Genomic DNA, 19,438 nt, shown 5'->3' with positions numbered 1-19,438 from the left:
CGGTCAGGCTCCCGTACCCGTGGCGACGAGGACGGCGGCGACGGCCAGGACGAGCGAGCCCGCCAGCAGCGCGGCGAGGTAGGTCTGCACGTTCCCGGTCTGGGCGCGGCGGACGGCGGCGCCCAGCCAGCGGGGCGCGGTGCCGGCACCGCGGACGTAGGTGTCGACGACCTCGCGGTCCAGGAAGCGGACGAGCGTGGCGGCGGCGCGTACGGGCCGGACGAACAGCGCGGAGTAGACGGCGTCGAGATGGAAGCCGACGGCGGCGTGGGGCTGCAGCGGGCCGAGGAGGAGGCGGCCGGGGTCGGCCGGGTCCGGGGCACCGGCCACGCTTCCGTAGACCGGGGCGTGGGTGGCGATGGCCGTCTCCTCTGCGAGCCCGGGTGAGGCGTCCGGGTCGGTGACGACCGCGCCGATGGGGGTGCGGGCGGCCAGGGCGGTGGTGTGGCGCCAGGCCGCATAGGTGACCAGGCCGCCGACGAGGGCGATACCGGTGCCCAGGACGGAGGTGGTCAGGGTCGGCGCGAGCGAACGCCCGTCGAACCAGTCGGGCAGCAGGGGGGCGGCGAGGCCGAGCGCGACGGTCGGGGCGAAGAGCACCCACAGCACGGCGTTCATGACGACCGGCTGCGGGCCGTGGTCGGGGGCTTCGACGCCCTTGCCCCGGAAGGCCAGCAGCCACAGGCGGGTGGCGTAGGCCGCGGTGAGGAGGGCGGTGAGCAGTCCGGAGACCAGGACGGTCCAGCCGGCCGCGCCGGGGATGCCGTGCGCCGCACCGATGGCGGTGTGTTCGGCGGCGCCCAGGACGGCTTCCTTGGAGAAGAAGCCGGCGAACGGCGGGATCGCGGCGAGCGCGAGCAGCGCGACGGTGACGGTCCAGTAGGCGTCCGGGATGCGCCGGGCCAGGCCGCTCATCCGGGACATGGCGGCCAGCGAGTTGGTGCCGGCGGCGTGGATGATCACGCCCGCGCCGAGGAAGAGGAGGGCCTTGAACGCACCGTGCGAGATGAGGTGGAAGACGGCGGCGCCGCGGTCTCCGACGGCCAGCGCGCCGAGCATGTAGCCGAGCTGGCCGACCGTCGAATAGGCCAGGACGCGCTTGATGTCGTCCTGGGCCAGGGCGGCCAGACCGGAGCCGACCATGGTGATCGCGGCCATGACCGCCATCACCACCAGCGCGGCCGCGGAGGCGGCGAAGACGGGGAGGAGACGGGCCACGACATAGATACCGGCCGCCACCATCGTCGCGGCGTGGATCAGCGCCGAGACGGGCGTCGGGCCGGCCATCGCGTCCGGGAGCCAGGTGTGCAGCGGGAACTGCGCCGACTTGCCCGCGACACCGGCCAGCAGCAGCAGCGCGATCAGCGTCGGATGGTCCAGGCCGCCGTCGGTGACGGTCCCGAGGATGCCGGTGATGCGGAAGGTTCCGGCGTCGGCGGCCAGCGCGAAGATGCCGAAGAGGAAGGGGACATCGCCGAGCTTGGTGACGAGGAAGGCCTTGAGGGAGGCGGCACGGGCGGCCTCGGTCTCCCAGTAGTGGCCGACGAGGAAGTAGGAGCAGATGCCCATGACTTCCCAGCCGACCAGCAGCAGCATCAGGTCGCCGGTGTAGACGACCAGCAGCATCGCGGAGGTGAAGAGGGAGACCAGCGCGGCGTACGAGGCGTAGCGCGGGTCGTCGCGCAGATAGCCGGTGGAGTAGAGCTGCACACAGGACGCCACGATCCCGACCACGACGGCGATCAGCACGGCGAAGCCGTCGAGGTGTAGCGCCAGGTCGATGGGGATCGAGCCGGTCGGGGTGAGCTGGGTGGCGACGTCGGTGGCCGGGCCGCCGCCCTGCCGGATCGCGACGGACACCGCGAGCGCGGCCGCGGCCAGCGTCGGCAGCACGGCCAGCGGCCGGACGAATCCGGGTGCGCGGCGGCCGAGGAGGAGACCGGCGACGGCCCCGAGGAAGGGCAGGAGGGGAACGAGAACGGCAGTGGTCGTGAGGGTCACGCGGCGGCCTCCGCCGTGGTGTCCGGCTGCGGGTCCCCGTCCCCGGCGCCCGCCTTCTCGGCGAGGTCACGGAGCCGGTCGATGTCGGAGCTGCCGCGGTTGCGGTAGACGAGCAGCACGATCGCCAGCCCGATGCCGATCTCGGCGGCGGCGATGGCGATGGTGAAGAGGGTGAGCGCCTGGCCGGTGTGCAGGGTGTCGCGCAGCCAGACGTCAAAGGCGACGAGATTGAGGTTGACGGCGTTGAGCATCAGCTCGACGGACATCAGCACCAGGATCGCGTTGCGGCGGGCGAGCACGCCGTACAGGCCGGTGCAGAAGAGGAGGACGGCGAGGACAGCCGGGTAAGCGAGATGCATCAGCGCTGCTCCTCTCGCGGGGCGGGGGCGGCGGGAGCGCGGGAGGCACCGGTCTTCAGGTCCGCCGCCGCGGCCCTGCCCTCCCCCGTCCTGCGGGACAGCACGATCGCCCCGACGAGCGCGGCGAGCAGCAGCACGGACAGCGCCTCGAAGGGCAGCACCCAGTACTGGAAGAGGGTGCGTCCGGAGGCTTCGGTGGAGCCCTGGGCGGCGCCCTCGAAGCTGATCCAGGTGGCGCGGAAGGCATCCACGACGACCCAGACCAGGCAGCCGGCCGAGGCGAGGGCCACGGCGAGCGCGGCCCAGCGGTTGCCCGAATCGGCGTCCGGGGAGCGGCCGATGGGCGCCTTGGTGAGCATCAGCCCGAAGAGCAGCAGGACGACGACCGAACCGACGTAGATCAGCACCTGCACCCAGGCGATGAACTCGGCCGTGAGCAGCAGGTATTCGACGGCGATCCCGCCGAGGGCCACGACCAGCCAGAGGGCGGCGTGCACCAGCTGCCGGGTGGTGACGGTGATGACGGCCGCGCCGAGGGTGGCGATGCCGACGAGGACGAAGGCGATCTCGACACCCGTGGGTGAGAGGAAGCCCTGGCCGGCTGCGGTGGCGGCGAGCGTCACTGTCCCTCCCCTGGGGTCTCCGGTCGGTCCTGGTCCCCGCCCCGGTCCGCGGCTTCGGCCTGGGCCTGTGCCTCGGCCTCCGCCGCCTGCTGGGCGGCGAGCTTGTCCGCGGCCTTACGGGCGGCGGCGAGCTCCTTGGGCTCCTCGGCCGCCGGGTCGAGCGCCGGGGGCTCGGGCACCGTCCACATCCACTCGCGGAGCTTGTCGCGCTCATGGGTCAGATCGCGGATGTCCGTCTCGGCGTACTCGAACTCCGGTGACCAGAAGAGCGCGTCGAAGGGGCAGACCTCGATGCAGATACCGCAGTACATGCACAGCGCGAAGTCGATCGCGAAACGGTCCAGCACATTGCGGCTGCGCTCCCGGCCTCCGGGGGCGGCCGGCGGCACCGTCTCCTTGTGGGAGTCGATGTAGATGCACCAGTCCGGGCACTCCCGGGCGCACAGCATGCAGACCGTGCAGTTCTCCTCGAACAGCCCGATGACGCCGCGGGTACGGGGCGGGAGGTCAGGCTGGACGTCCGGGTACTGGGCGGTGACGGAACGCTTCGTCATCGTCCGCAGGGTGACGGCGAGCCCCTTGGCGAGGCCGCTACCGGGGAAGCTCATGACGAGATCACCACCTTGACGACGCCGGTGAGGGCGATCTGGGCGAGGGCGAGCGGGATGAGGACCGTCCAGGCGAGCTTCTGCAGCTGGTCCTCGCGCAGCCGCGGATAGGTCACCCGCAGCCAGATGACGCCGAAGGCGAGGATCACGGTCTTCAGCAGCGTCCACAGCCAGCCCAGGCCGTCGGCGCCGAACGGGCCGTGCCAGCCGCCCAGGAAGAGGACGGAGGTCAGGGCGCAGAGGACGACGATGCCCGCGTACTCGGCGAGGAGGAAGAGGGCGAAGCGCAGTCCGGTGTACTCGGTGTACGCACCGAAGATGATCTCCGAGTCGGCGACCGGCATGTCGAACGGCGGCCGCTGCAGCTCGGCGAGCCCCGCGGTGAAGAAGACCACGCCGCCGACCATCTGCCACGGCACCCACCACCAGTGGAAGGCCTCGATGATGCCGGGCAGTGAGAGCGTGCCGGCCGCCATCGCGACGGAGGCCGCGGTGAGCAGCATCGGCAGCTCGTACGCCAGCAGCTGCGCGGCCGTCCGCAGACCGCCGAGCAGCGAGAACTTGTTCGCCGAGGCCCAGCCCGCCATCAGCGAGCCGAGCACCCCGACGCCCATGACGGCGAGCACGAAGAAGATTCCCGCGTCCAGGGCCTGGCCCACGGCGTTGTGCGGGCCTATCGGGATGGCGACCAGGACCAGGAGGTACGGCAGCAGCGCGACGGCGGGCGCGAGCTGGAAGATCCGCCGGTCGGCACCGGCCGGCACGATGTCTTCCTTCTGCGCGAACTTCACACCGTCGGCGACGAGCTGCGCCCAGCCGTGGAACCCGCCCGCGTACATCGGCCCGAGCCGGCCCTGCATATGGGCCATGACCTTGTGCTCGGTCTGCCCGATGACCAGGGGGAACACCAGGAAGACGGCGAAGACGGCGAGGAGGCGCAGCGCGATGTCGAGAGCGTCGCTCATGGGGTGTCGCCTCCTGCCGGGTCCTGGGGGGTGGGGGGCTGGTCCTGGGGCGCGTCTTGTTGGGGTCGGTGGGCGGGCTCCGGGTCTGTGGGCGCCGCCGGTTTCTGCTCCGTCGTGGCTGCCGGCTCAGGGTCCGTGGGGGCGGCCGGCTCAGGGTCGGGGGCGGCTGCCGGGTTCGGGTCCGGCTTCTCTTCCGGCGTTTCCGGTCCGGCCTTCTTTTCGGGCTCGGCCTTCTTCTCCGGCTCCGCCTTCTTCTCCGGCTCGGCGTTCTTCTCCGGCTCGTCGAAGGCCGGGCGGGCGTGGTGCCAGGGGGCGTCGGAGGAGCGCGGGGGCGCCTCCTTCGCGGGGGTTGCCGGGGGCGGGGCGTCCTGGGCCGGTGCTTCCTTGGGCGAGGTGCCCTTCGGCGAGGTGCCGGTCGCTGGGGCCTCAGGTGCCGGGTTGACAGTCGCCGGGGTGTCAGTCGCCGGGGCCGCCGCGGTCTCCGCCGCGTCCGTCGCCGCGCGCTGCTGGCTGGCCGACCCCTCGCTCACCGAACGGGTACGACGGGCCGGCCGCTCGGCACGCGCCGGGGCCGCCGGAGTCCCGGTCGCCTCCCCCGCCGCCTGCTGGCTGGCCGAGCCCGCGCCCGCCGTACGGGTACGCCGTGCCGGCCGCTCGCCCGCGGCCCCGCCGGCCGCCCGTGCGCCCCGCGCCGGACGCGCGGGCGCGGGCGGCAGCTGGCCCTTCAGCGGGCCCCACTCGTTCGGGTCCGGGACGCCCGGGGGCAGCATCTGGCGCCGCTTGGGCCCGCCGTGCTCGGACTCGCCCGGCTCCTTGGCTCCCGGCCACGCCTTGGCGACCCGCGCCGCCAGCACGAAGTCCTTGCGCAGCGGGTGCCCTTCGAAGTTCTCCGGGAGCAGCAGCGGTACGAGGTGCGGGTGGCCGGTGAAGTCGACACCGAACATCTCGTGGGTCTCCCGCTCGTGCCAGCCCGCGCCCGCGTACACACCGAGGGCGGTGGGCAGCGCGGCCGCGTCATGCGGCACGGTCGTCCGCACGATCAGCCGGTGGACGGTGCCGGGGCGCGCCACCTCCACGAGGTGGGCGCAGATCCGGAAGCCGGTGCCGGGCTCGTCGACGGCGCTCAGCCAGTCGAAGTAGCTGCAGCCCAGGTCGTCGCGGGCGGCCGTCAGCGCGGTGAGCCAGTTGTCCACGGGGACGTCGACGGTCAGCAGGTCGTACGCCAGCTCCGCCGTGGCACCGGGACCGAAGATCTCGCTCGCCGGGCGCGGCAGCCAGCCGACGACCGGCTCGGCCGGGGGCTGCTCGGGCTGCTCGCTCCGGTCCGGCGCCGCCGACTCCTCAGGGGCCGCCGTCTGCTCAGGGGCCGCCGTCTGCTCAGGGGGCGTCGCCTGCTCGGGAGCCTCCGGCCGCTGCTCGGGCTGCTCGCTCATCGGGCATCCTCCCCCGCCGGCTTCGGAGCATCCACTGACTTCGGAGCGTCCGCCGGCTTCGGCGCGGGCGGCGTGACGAGCCCGCTGCGCAGCGCGGCAGCCGAGGGCCGGGCGGTGCCGCCCTTCGCGTACCGCTCCCCCAGCGATTCGCGCGCGATCTTCTCCTGGAGCTTGAGGATGCCCTGCAGCAGCGCCTCCGGACGCGGCGGGCAGCCCGGGACGTACACATCCACCGGAATGATCTGGTCGACGCCCTTGGTGACGGAGTACGAGTCCCAGTAGGGGCCACCGCAGTTGGAGCAGGCCCCGAAGGAGATGACGTACTTCGGCTCCGGCATCTGCTCGTAGAGCCGCTTGACCGCGGGCGCCATCTTGTCGGTGACGGTGCCGGAGACGACCATCAGGTCGGCCTGGCGGGGGCCGGGCGCGAACGGGATCACGCCGAGCCGGATGAAGTCGTGCCGCGCCATGGACGCGGCGATGAACTCGATGGCACAGCAGGCGAGGCCGAAGTTGAAGACCCACAGGCTGTAGCGGCGGCCCCAGTTGAGGACCACCTTCATCGGTTCGGGCGCGAGCCGGGCGAGGGTGCCCAGGCGCCGGGGCTCCGGCAGGAACTCGGGGGCGGCGCCCTCGGCCGCGGCTGCGGAGCTGGCGGAGGCGGGGGTCACGTCCATTCCAGGACGCCCTTCTTCCATGCGTAGAGCAGGCCGACGGCGAGGAAGCCGAGGAAGATGAACATCTCCACCAGCGTCACACCGCCGAAACCTGGGGCGGCGAAGATCGTTGCCCAAGGGAACAGGAAGATCGAGTCCACGGCGAAGATGACGTAGAGGAAGGCGTAGACGTAGTAGCGGACCTGGGTGTGCGCCCAGCCCTCACCGACCGGGTCCACACCGCACTCATACGTCAGCAGCTTCTCCGGCGTCGGCACCACGGGCCGCAGCAGCCGCCCGGCCCCGAAAGCCACGGCGACGAAGAGCACACCGATCACGGCGATGAGCCCGACGACCGAGTAGCCCTGGAAGTAGTCCGCGGCGACGGTGGTCCGTACGGTCGCGTCCGACACGTCCGCCCCTCGCTCCCTGACTGTGATTGTTCAACGACTTCGACGATCTGTACGGACCGGAGTCTAGGCCCTGCCCCGGCCACGGTGACCAGCCGCATCGTCGCGACTGGTGGGGTTGTCCCCACTTCGCCCTACCTGGGCGGCCGGCAGCGTAGAGGGAGCGTCCGGTTGTCTCAGAACCTGTCTCACGGACCGGACGGACGGCGGCGCGGGAGACGAGACGGGAGACGGAAGGGGAGACGGGGCGGGAGGGCTCGGGTCAGTGGATCGGGCCTCCGTCGAACGGGCTCCGCCGGTCGGGAGTAGTGGGGGCGGCGGGGGTGCCGGCGCCTCCTGGGGAACCGGACGATTCGGGGGCCGACGCCGGCATCGTCGGCATCGGCTGCGGGGCCTGGGTCTGGGGCTGGGGCTGGGCCTGGGGCTGCGAGGGAGCGGACGGCTGCGACGGCGACGGAGGCTGCGCCGGGGCCTGGGGCTGCGACGGAGACGGAGGCCGGGTGGGCACCTGCGCCTGGGGGTGTGGCTGGTGCTGGTGCTGTGCGGGAGCCGGGTGCGAGGCCTGCGGCGGGTAGTACTGGGGCGCCTGCTGGGGCTGGGGCTGATGCTGAGCCTGCGGCCGCGGACCGGCCGGGGACGGCGGGGCGGGCTGGACTTGCGGGCCGGTGTGAGCCTGCGACTGCGGGCCGGGCTGGGCCTGCGGACCGGCCGGGGCCTGCGGGCCGGGCTGGGCCTGCGGACCGGTGTGGGCCGGGGCCTGCGGACCGGACTGGCCCTGAGACCGCTGCGGCTCCTGGTAGGCCGCGGAGACCGTCGCCTGTCCCGGGACGTACACCGGCGGCTGCCCCGGCGGGTGCACCGTCGTGTGCTGTTGCTGCTGCCGTCGGCCCGGTTCCCGCGAGACCGCACGGTCCATCACCTCGGCCGCGATCCGTGCCGCCGCCTCCCTCGTGCGTTCGCCGAGCAGCTCCGTACGGATGGCGCCGCCGGCCGCCAGATGCCGGTCGTAGGGCAGAGGCAGCACCGCCGCACCGCCGGCGCCGAGATGTTCGGCGGCCCTGCGGACGTCGACGCCGCTGTCGGGGGAGGTGTGGGTGAGCACGACGACGGTGGTGGGCAGCAGGCCGGAGTGCAGCCCGCCGACCCAGTCCAGTACGGAGCGGGTGGCCGCCACGCCCTCCGGGGTCGCCGGGGTGACCAGCACACGCGCCTGCGTCGTCACCAGCGCGGTCCGCGCCACCTCGGCGGGCAGCGTCTCGCAGTCCACGACGGTGGCCGCGAAATGGCGGCGCAGCGAGGTCATCACGACGCGGTAGGTGTCGAGGTCCAGCCGGGTGCCGATGGCGCCCTGGCTGCCGGGCAGCAGCCAGCCGCCGCCCGCGAACGGGAGGAGATAGCCGGTCAGGTCCGTGATCAGCATGGACGGATCGACGATCTGCGCCAGATCACTGCCCGACCACCGCACCTCGCGTGCGCCGAGCCGGTGCGGCAGCGTGCCGAGCGCCGGGTCGGCCTCGACGGCGAGAACCGGGTCGGAGCGGTAGTGCGCGAAGGTGAGGGCGAGCAGGGCGGCGACGGTGGACTTGCCGGCGCCGCCGCGGATGCTGGACACGGCGATCTGCCGGCCCGTGGTGACGGGCTGCTGGATGGCGTGCGCGGCCTGGGTGACCGCGGCCGTTTCGGCGGCCGGGGACGAGGCGAAGACCCGGCGCAGCGCGCGGCCCGCACGCCGGGCCAGGGGGTCACCACGGCGCGGCCGGGGTTGACCGTCGGCCAGTTCCGGCGGCAGAAGGGGCACGGAGAGGGGCGTCCGGGCCGGCAACCCCGGCCGGCCGTAGCGACCGGGAGCTGGCGCAGGCATGGGCGCAGGCGCGGCGGCCGAGGGAGTGGAGGGCGCGGGCGCCGAGTGCACGGAAGCCGACGGGGCGGGTGACGAGGGGCCGGGGCCGGGCGGCCGGATCGGTGCGGAGGCCTGAGCGGGTCCGGATGGCTGGACCGATGCCGACGGCTGAGCAGGTCCGGAGGGCTGAACCGGTGCCGACGGCTGGAACGGTACGGACGGGGCGGCGGCTGTCGGGGGCACCGGCCCAGCGGCTGGCATGGCCCCGGCGGCGGGCGCCGGATGGGCGGCGGACGTCGGCTGGGCGGCGGGCGCCGGCTCGGCGGCAGTCATCGCCCCGGTGGCAAGCGTCACCCCGGCGGGAGGCGTCACCTCAGCGAGAGGCATCGCACCAGCGGGAGGCATCGCCCCGGCCGCAGGCATCGACGCGCTCGTGGGCGTCGAAGCACCGGCAGGCATCGAAGCCCCGGCGGGCACCGCACCGGCCGCGGGCAGGCCCCCAGGAGCACCCGGCATCCCCGGCGCCCCCGGGGCAGTTCCCTGCCCGGCCGGACCGCCGCCCGCCTCGCGCATCGCTCCCGACTCACCCGTCATACCCAACTCGCCGCTCTCGCCCGTATTTCCCGCCGCACCCAACTCCTGTGCCGTACAGACCCCAGGAATCGCCTTCATCGCATTCATCGCAGGCACCTCATCCACACCCCCTCTCCCTCCCGCTCCCGCTTCCTCCGGATGGCACTCCGCAGATGACATGACCCCTCCACCGCCTCTCGGGTCAGGACGCGCCGAACAGCAGGCCGTAGAGCCCGAAGGCCCCAAGGGTGACCGGGATCAGTGCCACCACGCTCGCCGACTCGGCATGGTCCAGCCACCGTCGCAGCCGGGCGAGCGAGGGCTCCGGCACCCGCACCGCGAGCACCGCGACCGGCAGCACCGCCAGCAGACCCAGCACGGCCAGCGCCGGTCCCGGCGCCCCGCCGTCGGTGGCCCAGAGCACCACCAGCCGTACGCAGACCGCCAGTCCGGCCGCCAGCAGCGCGACGACCTCCACCGCCAGCGGATACGCCCGTGCCCGTGAGCACAGCACACCGCACAGCAGCAGCGCGGCGAGCACGGTCCAGAGGCCGGGTGTCTGCACCGCGAGCACCCCCGCCGCACCCGCCGAGGCCGCCGCGACCGTCGTGGCCGGGGCCAGCTCCCGGTGGGTCGCGCCCAGCGCGCCCGCCACCTGGTGCCGGCTGACCGGCGTACCGCCGGAGCGAAGGTCGTCGAGCCGGGTCAGACCGGCGGCCCGCAGCGCGAGACGCGGCAGCTGGCCCAGGACGAGGACGGAGACGAAACCGAGCACAACTCCCGTACGTGCGGGGGTGGTCAGCGCCAGGCCCAGCTCCCAGGCGCCCACCGCGAGCGCGAGTGACGCGGCGCCGGTCAGGCCGCCGCGCCCCAGCCCCGTACAGAGTCCGAGGAGGGCGAGTACGGCCGCCACGGTCAGTCCGACGGCGGCGAGCCTGGCGCTGCCGCCCGGGAGCGCCTGCCAGGCCGCGGCCACGCCGAGCACCCCGCCGAGCAGCAAGAGGGCGGCTCCCGGGGCGTGCTGCCCGTGCCGCGCGGCGAGCGCGCCGACGGCCGCACCCGCGGCGGTGACGAGGACGGCGGCGATGCCGAGCCAGAGGGCGGTGCCCCCGTTCGCGTACCAATTGCCCGCGCAGACCCCGGTGACCGCCGCGAGCAGCACGCTCGCCGTCACCGCCGTCCAGACCCTGCTCCGCTCGCCCCAGCCCCAGCCGCGGACATCAAGGGGGGCGGCCACCGCGTCGGTGAGGTCCCGTGTGGCGGAATCCGGCCGTCCCGCGGCGCTTTCCGGCTTCAGCAACTGGCCGTCGTAACCCCGCGCCATCGCCCCTCGCCCCTCCCGTTGTGCATCGCCACACCTTACGGTCCCGTCGGCGCGCCGTGTCCACCACTCCGATAACGGGACAGGCACTGTGCCGCGCCCCCGTACCGTCCCGGCACAGGTGCTTTGACCTGCAACGGGACGCTTGATGCGGGGAGGGGAATGGGGCAAACCCCACCCCAGTCCCCCGAGCTACCCCATGGCACCCGGGACGGCGGACGGGCAGGCTGGGCGCATGACGGAGAGTTCCCGACCCAGTGCTGCCGAGGACGCCCTTGACGGCGCCTCACCACCGCCGCCCAGAGCGCCGCTCAGCGCCACGACGTGGCGGGAGATCGCCTATCTGCTGGCCAACTTCCCTTTGGGTATCGCGGCGTTCGCGGTGTTGATGGTGTGGGTCCTGCTGGGGGTCGGGCTGTCCGTCATCGTGATCACGCTGCCGCTGCTGGTCACGGGGCTGATGGCGTGCCGGCAGTACGGGAGGCTGGAGCGGGCCCGGGCGCGGGCGTTGCTCGGGGTGCGGGTCGAGGAGCCGAGCCGGCTGCGGGCCCGGTACCCGGGGTTCCTGCCGTGGTTGTGGACGGGGCTGAAGGATCCGGTCGCCTGGCGGCATGCGCTGTTCACGTTCATCCGGCTGCCGTGGACGGCCCTCACGTTCACGGTCGTCTTCGTCCTGCTCTTCCTGGGGTGGCCGGCGCTGCCGTGGGTGGCGCGCTGGCTGTCCAACGTCGACCGGGCGATGGTGCGCGGGCTGCTGTCGCCGTCCGACGAGCTGGAACGGCGGATCGCCGAGCTGGAGTCGGACCGGGTGACGGTCACCGACACCGCGGCCGCCGATCTGCGGCGCATCGAACGGGATCTGCACGACGGTGCGCAGGCCCGGCTCGTGGCGCTCGCCATGGGGCTCGGCCTGGCGAAGGAGAAGCTGCTGGAGGGCCAGGCCGACGCGAGCGTGGCGGCGATGGTGGACGAGGCGCACGGCGAGGTGAAGCTGGCGCTGCAGGAGCTGCGGGACCTGGCCCGGGGCATCCATCCGGCGATCCTCACCGACCGGGGGCTGGGGCCCGCGCTGACCTCGCTGGCCGGGCGCTGCACGGTGCCGGTCACGACGGCCGTGGACCTGGCCGAGCGGCCCGCGCCCGCCATCGAGGGCATCGTCTACTTCACCGTCTCCGAGCTGCTGCAGAACGTCTCCAAGCACAGTGCGGCGCGGCAGGCGTCCGTCGAGGTGTGGCGGGTCAAGGGGGGCGGGCCCACCGGGGCCGCGGACAAGGGCGGTGACGGGCGGCGGACGGGCGACCGGCTGCTGATCCAGGTGTCGGACGACGGGAAGGGCGGGGCGCGGCTGGACGGCGGCAGCGGGATGACCGGGCTCGCCGAGCGGCTGGGGTCGGTGGACGGGCTGTTCGTGCTGGATTCGCCGGTGGGCGGGCCCACGCGGGTGACGGCGGAGCTGCCTTGGCGTGCGCGGACGGGGGCCGGGGCCGGGGCGAGGACAGGGGCGGGGACGAGGGCCTGAGCGGGCATCGGCCGGTCGGCCGGTCGGCCGGTCGGCCTGTCGGTCGGCCCGTCGGCCCGTCGGCCCGTCGGCCTGTCAGCCCGTCCGGGCGCCCGGGCGGCGAGGCCGATTGTGGTCGACCTCAGGTCCGGGGGTGGGGATAACCCCAGGCGAAGACTGCGAAGACCCTCATGGTGCGGGGGGCGCCGGTCGCGGACGCTGGTCATGGCGGAAAAGGCCGCACGGAGCGGCAGAGCAGACAGCGGCGCCGACAGGGCAGACCGCGCCCGGCAGAACGGACGACGAGACGATGGATACCGCATACGCAGCGCATCCCCGCGGCCCCCGTGTGCCCGTGTGGCTGAGTGCCCCGTTCTCCGGGCGCACCTGGCGGGAGTTCCTCTACCTCTTCCTCAGCCTCCCGATGTCCGTCCTGATGTTCGTGTACGCGATAACGGTGATCTCGCTGGGCGCCGGTCTGCTGGTGACGTTCCTGGGCATCCCGGTGCTGGCGGGCGGTCTGGCCGGCAGCCGTGCGCTGGGCGGTCTGGAGCGTGCCAGGGCCCGCGCCCTGCTGGGACTGGACGTCGCCGATCCGGAGCCGGCCCGGGCCTCCAAGCCGGGCCTGATGGGGTGGGTCGGGGCCGTGCTGAAGAGCGGGGTGTCCTGGCGGCACCTCGTCTACTCCGTGCTGCACATGCCGTGGGCGGTCTTCTCCTTCGTCTTCTCGGTGACGTTCTGGTCCGTCGGCTGGGCGCTTCTGGCCTATCCGCTGTGGCGCTGGACCTTCCTCGCGTATCTCGACCAGCCGGGCATCCAGATGTGGGGCGACGGCAGGGGCAACGGCATCTATCTCGACACCCCGGCGGACATCGGGTTCACCAGCGGGCTCGGGCTGCTGCTGGTGCTGGCCGGACCGTGGGTGATCCATGGGCTGACGCAGGTGGACCGGGTCATGGTCCATGGCCTGCTGGGGCCGTCCTCCCTCGCCACCCGGGTGTCGCAGCTGGAGTCGGACCGTGGGGTGGTGGTGGACACCGCGGCGGCCGATCTGCGGCGCATCGAGCGCGATCTGCACGACGGCGCTCAGGCCCGGCTGGCGGCGCTCGCCATGGACCTGGGCCTGGCCAAGGAGAAGCTGGCGGAGGACCCGGAGGCCGCGGCCAGGATGGTGGACGAGGCGCACGGCGAGGTGAAGATCGCGCTCCAGGAGCTGCGTGACCTGGCCCGCGGGATCCATCCGGCGATCCTCACCGACCGGGGTCTCGGCCCGGCGCTGTCGGCACTGTCCGCGCGGTGCACGGTCCCGGTGACGGTGACCGTGGATCTGGACCACCGGCCGGCCGCGGCGATCGAGGGCATCGCGTACTTCACCGCCTCCGAGCTGCTGCAGAACGTCTCCCGGCACGCCCGGGCCACCAGCGCCACGCTCGACGTCTGGCGCACCGCGGACCGGCTCATGGTGCTGGTCGCGGACAACGGCGGGGGCGGCGCGCACACCGGCAGCGGCACCGGCCTGGCCGGCCTCGCCGAGCGGCTGGATGCCGTCGACGGCCTGCTGATAGTGGACTCCCCGGTCGGCGGACCGACGTCCATCACCGCCGAACTGCCGTGGCGCGGATGACCGCCGGGCGGCGCTGAGGGGGCCTCCGGGTCAGCACCCGCGGAGACTCGCCCGCCCCTCCCGCCCGGCCCTCTCCGCCCCCTGTCTCCACCCCTGCTCCCCCTCACCCGCCTCGTTTCCGTCCGGATGCTGGGATGCTGGGGTGCGGCAGGGACGGGACGGGATGACGCGTGGGGGGATCTGAGCCGTGGAGGACAAGGTGCGGGTGGTCATCGCCGAGGACTCGGTGCTGCTCCGGGAGGGCCTGACCAGGCTGCTCACCGACCGGGGGCATGAGGTCGTGGCCGGTGTGGGGGACGCCGAGGCGCTGATCAAGGTGATCGGGGAGCTGGCGGACGAGGGGGCGCTGCCGGATGTGGTGGTGGCGGACGTACGGATGCCGCCGACGCACACCGATGAAGGGGTGCGGGCCTCGATCCGGCTGCGCCGGGACCACCCCGGCCTGGGCGTGCTGGTCCTGTCGCAGTACGTCGAGGAGCAGTACGCGACGGAGCTGCTGGCCGGTTCAAGCCGGGGCATCGGCTATCTGCTCAAGGACCGGGTGGCCGAAGTGCGGGAGTTCGTCGACGCGGTGGTCCGGGTCGCCGGGGGCGGGACCGCCCTGGACCCGGAGGTGGTGGCACAGCTGCTGGGCCGCAGCCGTAAGCAGGACGTGCTGGACCGGCTGACACCCCGGGAGCGGGAGGTGCTGGGGCTGATGGCCGAGGGCCGGACGAACTCCGCGGTCGCCCGGCAGCTGGTGGTCAGTGACGGTGCGGTCGAGAAGCACGTCAGCAATATCTTCCTGAAACTGGGCCTGGCGCAGAGTGACGGGGATCACCGAAGAGTGCTTGCCGTACTCACCTACCTCAACTCCTGAGCGTCTGACACTCTGTCAGATGGGCTGTCCGAGGTGTTTTCCGCCCAGGTCGAGGACTTTGGGCGTAGAACCAATGGAGGAGTCCGGAGCGTCATGAACAAGGGGGTCACGGGGGCGGTGATTTCATGACAAAAGCACCAGATCGCTGTCTCATGCTGACGTCCACCATGCGATCGACCCAAGGAAGGCCACCCTTACCCACGTACGATGGTTATGGGACAACCGGTCGGTACGACACGTCCCGAGCCCTGCCTCCGGCGGGGACGCCGCACCCCTCGAGGGAGGTCCGAAGCAGTGACCAGCCAGGTCAGTAGCCCAGCCGAGCAGACCGACGCAGCGCTTGTCGGGGAACAGCGCGCTTCCGGTAACGGCGGCGAAGGCAAAGAAGTCCGACGTCTGGACCGGGTGATCATCCGGTTCGCCGGAGACTCCGGTGACGGTATGCAGCTCACCGGCGACCGGTTCACCTCGGAGACGGCGTCGTTCGGCAACGACCTGTCGACGCTGCCGAACTTCCCCGCCGAGATCCGGGCCCCTGCCGGGACCCTGCCGGGCGTCTCCAGCTTCCAGCTGCACTTCGCCGACCACGACATCCTCACGCCCGGTGACGCACCGAATGTGCTGGTCGCGATGAACCCCGCCGCCCTGAAGGCGAACATCGCCGATGTGCCGCGGGGCGCGGACATCATCGTCAACACCGATGAGTTCACCAAGCGCCCGATGGCGAAGGTCGGCTATGCCACCAGCCCGCTGGAGGACGGCTCGCTGGAGGCCTACAACGTCCACCCGGTGCCGCTGACCACGCTGACGATCGAGGCGCTCAAGGAGTTCGGGCTCTCCCGCAAGGAGGCCGAGCGCAGCAAGAACATGTTCGCGCTGGGGCTGCTGTCGTGGATGTACCACCGGCCGACCGAGGGCACCGAGAAGTTCCTGCGGGCGAAGTTCGCCAAGAAGCCGGAGATCGCGGAGGCGAACGTCACCGCGTTCCGTGCGGGCTGGAACTTCGGCGAGACGACGGAGGACTTCGCCGTCTCGTACGAGGTCGCCCCGGCGACGAAGGACTTCCCCACCGGCACCTACCGCAATATCTCCGGGAACCTCGCGCTGTCCTACGGGCTGATCGCGGCGGGCCGGCAGGCGGATCTGCCGCTGTACCTGGGCTCGTACCCGATCACCCCGGCCTCCGACATCCTGCACGAGCTGTCCAAGCACAAGAACTTCGGTGTGCGGACGTTCCAGGCGGAGGACGAGATCGCCGGTATCGGCGCGGCGCTGGGCGCGGCCTTCGGCGGCGCGCTGGCGGTGACCACCACCTCCGGCCCCGGTGTGGCGCTGAAGTCGGAGACCATCGGTCTCGCGGTGTCCCTTGAGCTGCCGCTGCTGATCGTGGACATCCAGCGCGGCGGGCCCTCGACGGGGCTGCCGACGAAGACCGAGCAGGCCGATCTGCTGCAGGCGATGTACGGACGCAACGGCGAGGCGCCGGTGCCGATCGTGGCGCCCAGGACCCCCGCCGACTGCTTCGACGCGGCGCTGGACGCGGCCCGTATCGCGCTCACCTACCGCACCCCCGTCTTCCTGCTCTCCGACGGCTATCTGGCCAACGGCTCCGAGCCGTGGCGGATCCCCGACATCGATGAACTCCCCGATCTGCGGGTCCAGTTCGCCTCCGGCACCAACCACCAGCTGGCGGACGGCACCGAGGTGTTCTGGCCGTACAAGCGCGATGAGCAGACGCTGGCCCGTCCCTGGGCCGTGCCGGGCACGCCGGGCCTGGAGCACCGCATCGGCGGCATCGAGAAGCAGGACGGCACCGGCAACATCTCCTACGACCCCGCCAACCACGACTTCATGGTGCGCACCCGCCAGGCGAAGGTGGACGGCGTCGAGGTTCCCGACCTCGACGTCGACGACCCCGCCGACGAGAGCGGCCAGGGCGCCAAGACCCTCGCCCTGGGCTGGGGTTCGACGTACGGACCGATCACCGCGGCGGTCCGGCGCGTCCGGCGCGGGGGAGACCGCATCGCGCAGGCCCATCTGCGCCATCTCAACCCCTTCCCGCGGAATCTCGGCGAGGTCCTGGCGCGTTACGACAAGGTGATCGTGCCGGAGATGAACCTCGGACAGCTCGCCACTCTGCTGCGCGCCAAGTACCTCGTCGACGCGCACTCGCACACCCAGGTCAGCGGAATGCCGTTCAAGGCCGAGCAGCTCGCGGAGGTCTTTAAGGAGGCCATCAATGACTGAGACGATCTCGGAGAGGTCCTCGCAGATCGAGGCGCTCTCCCTGGTGCCCAAGGCCGACGCCAAGCAGTCCATGAAGGACTTCAAGTCCGATCAGGAAGTGCGCTGGTGCCCCGGCTGCGGTGACTACGCCGTCCTCGCCGCCGTGCAGGGCTTCATGCCCGAGCTCGGCCTGGCGAAGGAAAACATCGTCTTCGTCTCCGGCATCGGCTGCTCCTCCCGCTTCCCGTACTACATGAACACCTACGGGATGCACTCCATCCACGGCCGCGCCCCGGCCATCGCCACCGGCCTGGCCTCCTCGCGGCGCGATCTGTCCGTATGGGTCGTCACGGGTGACGGCGACGCGCTGTCCATCGGCGGCAACCACCTCATCCACGCGCTGCGGCGCAACGTCAACCTCAAGATCCTGCTGTTCAACAACCGGATCTACGGTCTGACCAAGGGCCAGTACAGCCCCACCTCCGAGGTCGGCAAGATCACCAAGTCGACGCCGATGGGCTCGCTGGACGCGCCGTTCAACCCGGTCTCGCTGGCGCTCGGCGCCGAGGCGTCCTTCGTGGCGCGCACCGTCGACTCCGACCGCAAGCACCTCACCTCGGTGCTGCGCGAGGCCGCCGCCCACCCCGGCACGGCGCTGGTGGAGATCTACCAGAACTGCAACATCTTCAACGACGGCGCCTTCGAGGTCCTCAAGGACAAGGAGAAGGCCGAGGAGGCCGTGATCCGTCTGGAGCACGGGCAGCCGATCCGCTTTGGCGCACTGGCCCCCGACGGCTTCGGCTCCAAGGGCGTGGTCCGCGACCCGGCCACCGGCGACCTCAAGGTCATCGACGTCCGGGAGGAGGGCACGGGCGGTGTGCTGGTGCACGACGCCCACAACCCCTCGCCCACGACGGCCTTCGCCCTCTCCCGGCTCGCCGACGCCGACACCCTCCACCACACCCCCATCGGTGTGCTGCGCAGTGTCGACCGGCCGGTCTACGACACCCTGATGTCCGACCAGCTGGACGCCGCCATCGAGCAGAAGGGCAAGGGCGACCTCGCCTCACTGCTGACCGGCAATGACACCTGGACGGTCGTCGGCTGACCGACCGGGTTCGCCACTTCGCGAGGTCCGCGGGTGCCTCCGGAAGCGTCTTACGTCGCTTCCGGAGGCACCCGTTTGTCGTACGCCGTGATCACGACAGGCTTACCGTCTCGCGCGCCCTGCGGGTCCCCGCTCCCGCGCCGTGCCGGTCCCGTCTCCTGCGCCCTGCGGGTCCCCGCCCCTGCCTCGTGCCGGCGTCCGCTCCCGCGCCATGCAGCCCCCGTGCCCTGCGCCGTGCCGGTCCCGCGTCGGCGGGCGATGCTGAAGGGTGATCCCGCACCAGCTATCCGTACGCCCGTCATAGACGATCGTTTATGGCAGGCGTACGGTCGGGTCCTCAGCCAGCGACGCCCACAGGGGGTAACTCATGAGCTTCGTCGTCACCGGCGCCACCGGGGCACTCGGCCGGCTCGTCATCGAGGAACTGCTCCGGCGCACCGCACCGGACGAGATCGTCGCCCTCGCCCGCGACCGCGCCAGGGCCGCCGACCTCGCGGCCCGCGGTGTGGAGATCAAGCACGCGGACTACAGCCGGCCCGAGACCCTCCAGGGTGCCTTCGCGGCCGGAGACCGGGTGCTGTTCATCTCCGGGAACGAGGCGGGGCAGCGCCTCACCCAGCACCGCACCGTCATCGACGCCGCGCGGGAGGCGGGCGTCGGGCTGCTGGCCTACACGAGTGTGCTGGGCGGGCCGACGGCCACGTTCTCCATCGCCGAGGAACACCTCGCCACCGAGCAGGCGCTGCTCGCGTCCGGGGTGCCGTACTGCCTGCTGCGCAACGGCTGGTACCACGAGAACTACACAGGCGCGCTGGCCACCACCCTGAAGACCGGCGCCGTCGTCGGCAGCGCGGGCGAGGGCCGGGTGGCCACCGCCGCGCGCCGGGACTACGCCGAGGCGGCCGCCGTCGTCCTCACCGGCGGCGGCCACGAGAACACGGTGTACGAGCTGAGCGGTGACACCGCCTGGACGATGGCCGAGTACGCGGCCGAGGTCTCGCGGCAGACCGGCCGGCGCATCGCGTACCGCGATCTGCCGCCGGTGCAGTATGTGGCGCTGCTGGTCGAGGCGGGCGTACCGGCGCTGGGCGCACAGCTGGTCGCCGACGCGGACGCCGGGATCGCCCGCGGAGAGCTGTCCGCGACGCCCGGCGAGCTGTCCCGGCTCATCGGCCGTCCGACCACACCGGTCGCCGAGGCGATCGCGGAGGCGCTGAAGGGACTGGAGGGCTGAAGGGGCCGAAGGGGCTGCCCACCTGAAGCGGCCGCGGCCTGGAGCCCCGGCCGTAGCGACGCCCGTACGGCCGGTCATGACCGTATTTCAAGACGGGCAT

16 protein-coding genes are annotated in these 19,438 nt (G+C 72.5%); 6 read left to right on the top strand and 10 right to left on the bottom strand.

Going from position 1 to position 19,438, the window contains the following annotated elements; genetic code table 11:
• Positions 1-3: 3 nt before the first annotated feature.
• From STRNI_RS23695 to STRNI_RS23650, 10 genes are all read right to left on the bottom strand, one after another.
• On the bottom strand, positions 4-2,001 hold the full coding sequence (locus STRNI_RS23695) for an NADH-quinone oxidoreductase subunit 5 family protein (RefSeq protein WP_277411962.1): 1,998 nt from the start codon (positions 1,999-2,001) through the stop codon (positions 4-6).
• Positions 1,998-2,360, bottom strand: a complete 363-nt coding sequence (gene nuoK / locus STRNI_RS23690; protein ID WP_018090936.1) for an NADH-quinone oxidoreductase subunit NuoK — start codon at positions 2,358-2,360, stop codon at positions 1,998-2,000. Before nuoK ends, STRNI_RS23695 begins: the two co-directional genes overlap by 4 nt.
• Positions 2,360-2,983 (bottom strand): NADH-quinone oxidoreductase subunit J family protein, encoded by a 624-nt coding sequence (locus tag STRNI_RS23685; protein ID WP_018090937.1) that lies wholly within the window; start codon positions 2,981-2,983, stop codon positions 2,360-2,362. Before STRNI_RS23685 ends, nuoK begins: the two co-directional genes overlap by 1 nt.
• Positions 2,980-3,591, bottom strand: coding sequence for a NuoI/complex I 23 kDa subunit family protein (locus STRNI_RS23680; protein ID WP_093640312.1), 612 nt, complete (start codon positions 3,589-3,591; stop codon positions 2,980-2,982). Before STRNI_RS23680 ends, STRNI_RS23685 begins: the two co-directional genes overlap by 4 nt.
• Positions 3,588-4,556, bottom strand: a complete 969-nt coding sequence (locus STRNI_RS23675) for a complex I subunit 1/NuoH family protein (RefSeq protein ID WP_093640309.1) — start codon at positions 4,554-4,556, stop codon at positions 3,588-3,590. The genes STRNI_RS23680 and STRNI_RS23675 overlap by 4 nt, the downstream gene beginning before the upstream one ends.
• Entirely contained in the window at positions 4,553-5,989 is a 1,437-nt protein-coding gene (locus STRNI_RS23670; RefSeq protein WP_277411961.1) for an NADH-quinone oxidoreductase subunit C, read from the bottom strand. The genes STRNI_RS23675 and STRNI_RS23670 overlap by 4 nt, the downstream gene beginning before the upstream one ends.
• Positions 5,986-6,666 carry an NADH-quinone oxidoreductase subunit B gene (locus tag STRNI_RS23665; RefSeq protein ID WP_018090941.1) on the bottom strand — a complete coding sequence of 227 codons (681 nt, stop codon included), beginning with the start codon at positions 6,664-6,666 and terminating at the stop codon, positions 5,986-5,988. Before STRNI_RS23665 ends, STRNI_RS23670 begins: the two co-directional genes overlap by 4 nt.
• The gene (locus STRNI_RS23660) at positions 6,657-7,058 is read right to left on the bottom strand and encodes an NADH-quinone oxidoreductase subunit A (protein ID WP_018090942.1); all 402 of its coding nucleotides are present in this window, start codon (positions 7,056-7,058) and stop codon (positions 6,657-6,659) included. The genes STRNI_RS23665 and STRNI_RS23660 overlap by 10 nt, the downstream gene beginning before the upstream one ends.
• Before the next feature lie 259 nt (positions 7,059-7,317).
• Positions 7,318-8,853: a CpaE/TadZ family protein gene (locus STRNI_RS23655; protein ID WP_277411960.1), complete on the bottom strand. Its 1,536-nt coding sequence runs from the start codon at positions 8,851-8,853 to the stop codon at positions 7,318-7,320.
• Between the two features lie 817 nt (positions 8,854-9,670).
• Positions 9,671-10,792 (bottom strand): ubiquitin family protein, encoded by a 1,122-nt coding sequence (locus tag STRNI_RS23650; protein WP_277411959.1) that lies wholly within the window; start codon positions 10,790-10,792, stop codon positions 9,671-9,673.
• A gap of 232 nt (positions 10,793-11,024) precedes the next feature.
• On the opposite strand from STRNI_RS23650, the gene STRNI_RS23645 reads away from it, so the two are divergent.
• The 6 genes from STRNI_RS23645 to STRNI_RS23620 all read left to right on the top strand — a co-directional run bounded on the left by STRNI_RS23645 (position 11,025) and on the right by STRNI_RS23620 (position 19,338).
• Positions 11,025-12,308 (top strand): sensor histidine kinase, encoded by a 1,284-nt coding sequence (locus STRNI_RS23645; RefSeq protein WP_266446471.1) that lies wholly within the window; start codon positions 11,025-11,027, stop codon positions 12,306-12,308.
• A gap of 289 nt (positions 12,309-12,597) precedes the next feature.
• Entirely contained in the window at positions 12,598-13,911 is a 1,314-nt protein-coding gene (locus tag STRNI_RS23640) for a sensor histidine kinase (protein ID WP_277411958.1), read from the top strand.
• Positions 13,912-14,110: 199 nt separating this feature from the next.
• A complete protein-coding gene (locus STRNI_RS23635; RefSeq protein WP_026169851.1) occupies positions 14,111-14,770 on the top strand; it encodes a response regulator transcription factor in 660 nt (219 codons plus the stop codon).
• A gap of 294 nt (positions 14,771-15,064) precedes the next feature.
• A complete protein-coding gene (locus tag STRNI_RS23630) occupies positions 15,065-17,017 on the top strand; it encodes a 2-oxoacid:acceptor oxidoreductase subunit alpha (protein ID WP_266446474.1) in 1,953 nt (650 codons plus the stop codon).
• On the top strand, positions 17,010-18,104 hold the full coding sequence (locus STRNI_RS23625; RefSeq protein ID WP_159487729.1) for a 2-oxoacid:ferredoxin oxidoreductase subunit beta: 1,095 nt from the start codon (positions 17,010-17,012) through the stop codon (positions 18,102-18,104). Before STRNI_RS23630 ends, STRNI_RS23625 begins: the two co-directional genes overlap by 8 nt.
• A gap of 367 nt (positions 18,105-18,471) precedes the next feature.
• Positions 18,472-19,338, top strand: a complete 867-nt coding sequence (locus tag STRNI_RS23620; RefSeq protein WP_277411957.1) for an SDR family oxidoreductase — start codon at positions 18,472-18,474, stop codon at positions 19,336-19,338.
• Positions 19,339-19,438: the final 100 nt, after the last annotated feature.

The organism is Streptomyces nigrescens, from assembly GCF_027626975.1.
In the GTDB taxonomy this organism is placed as follows: Bacteria; Actinomycetota; Actinomycetes; order Streptomycetales; family Streptomycetaceae; genus Streptomyces; species Streptomyces nigrescens.
The sequence above is the reverse complement of the archived record's forward strand: the minus strand, read 5'-3'. Positions and strand labels throughout refer to the sequence as shown.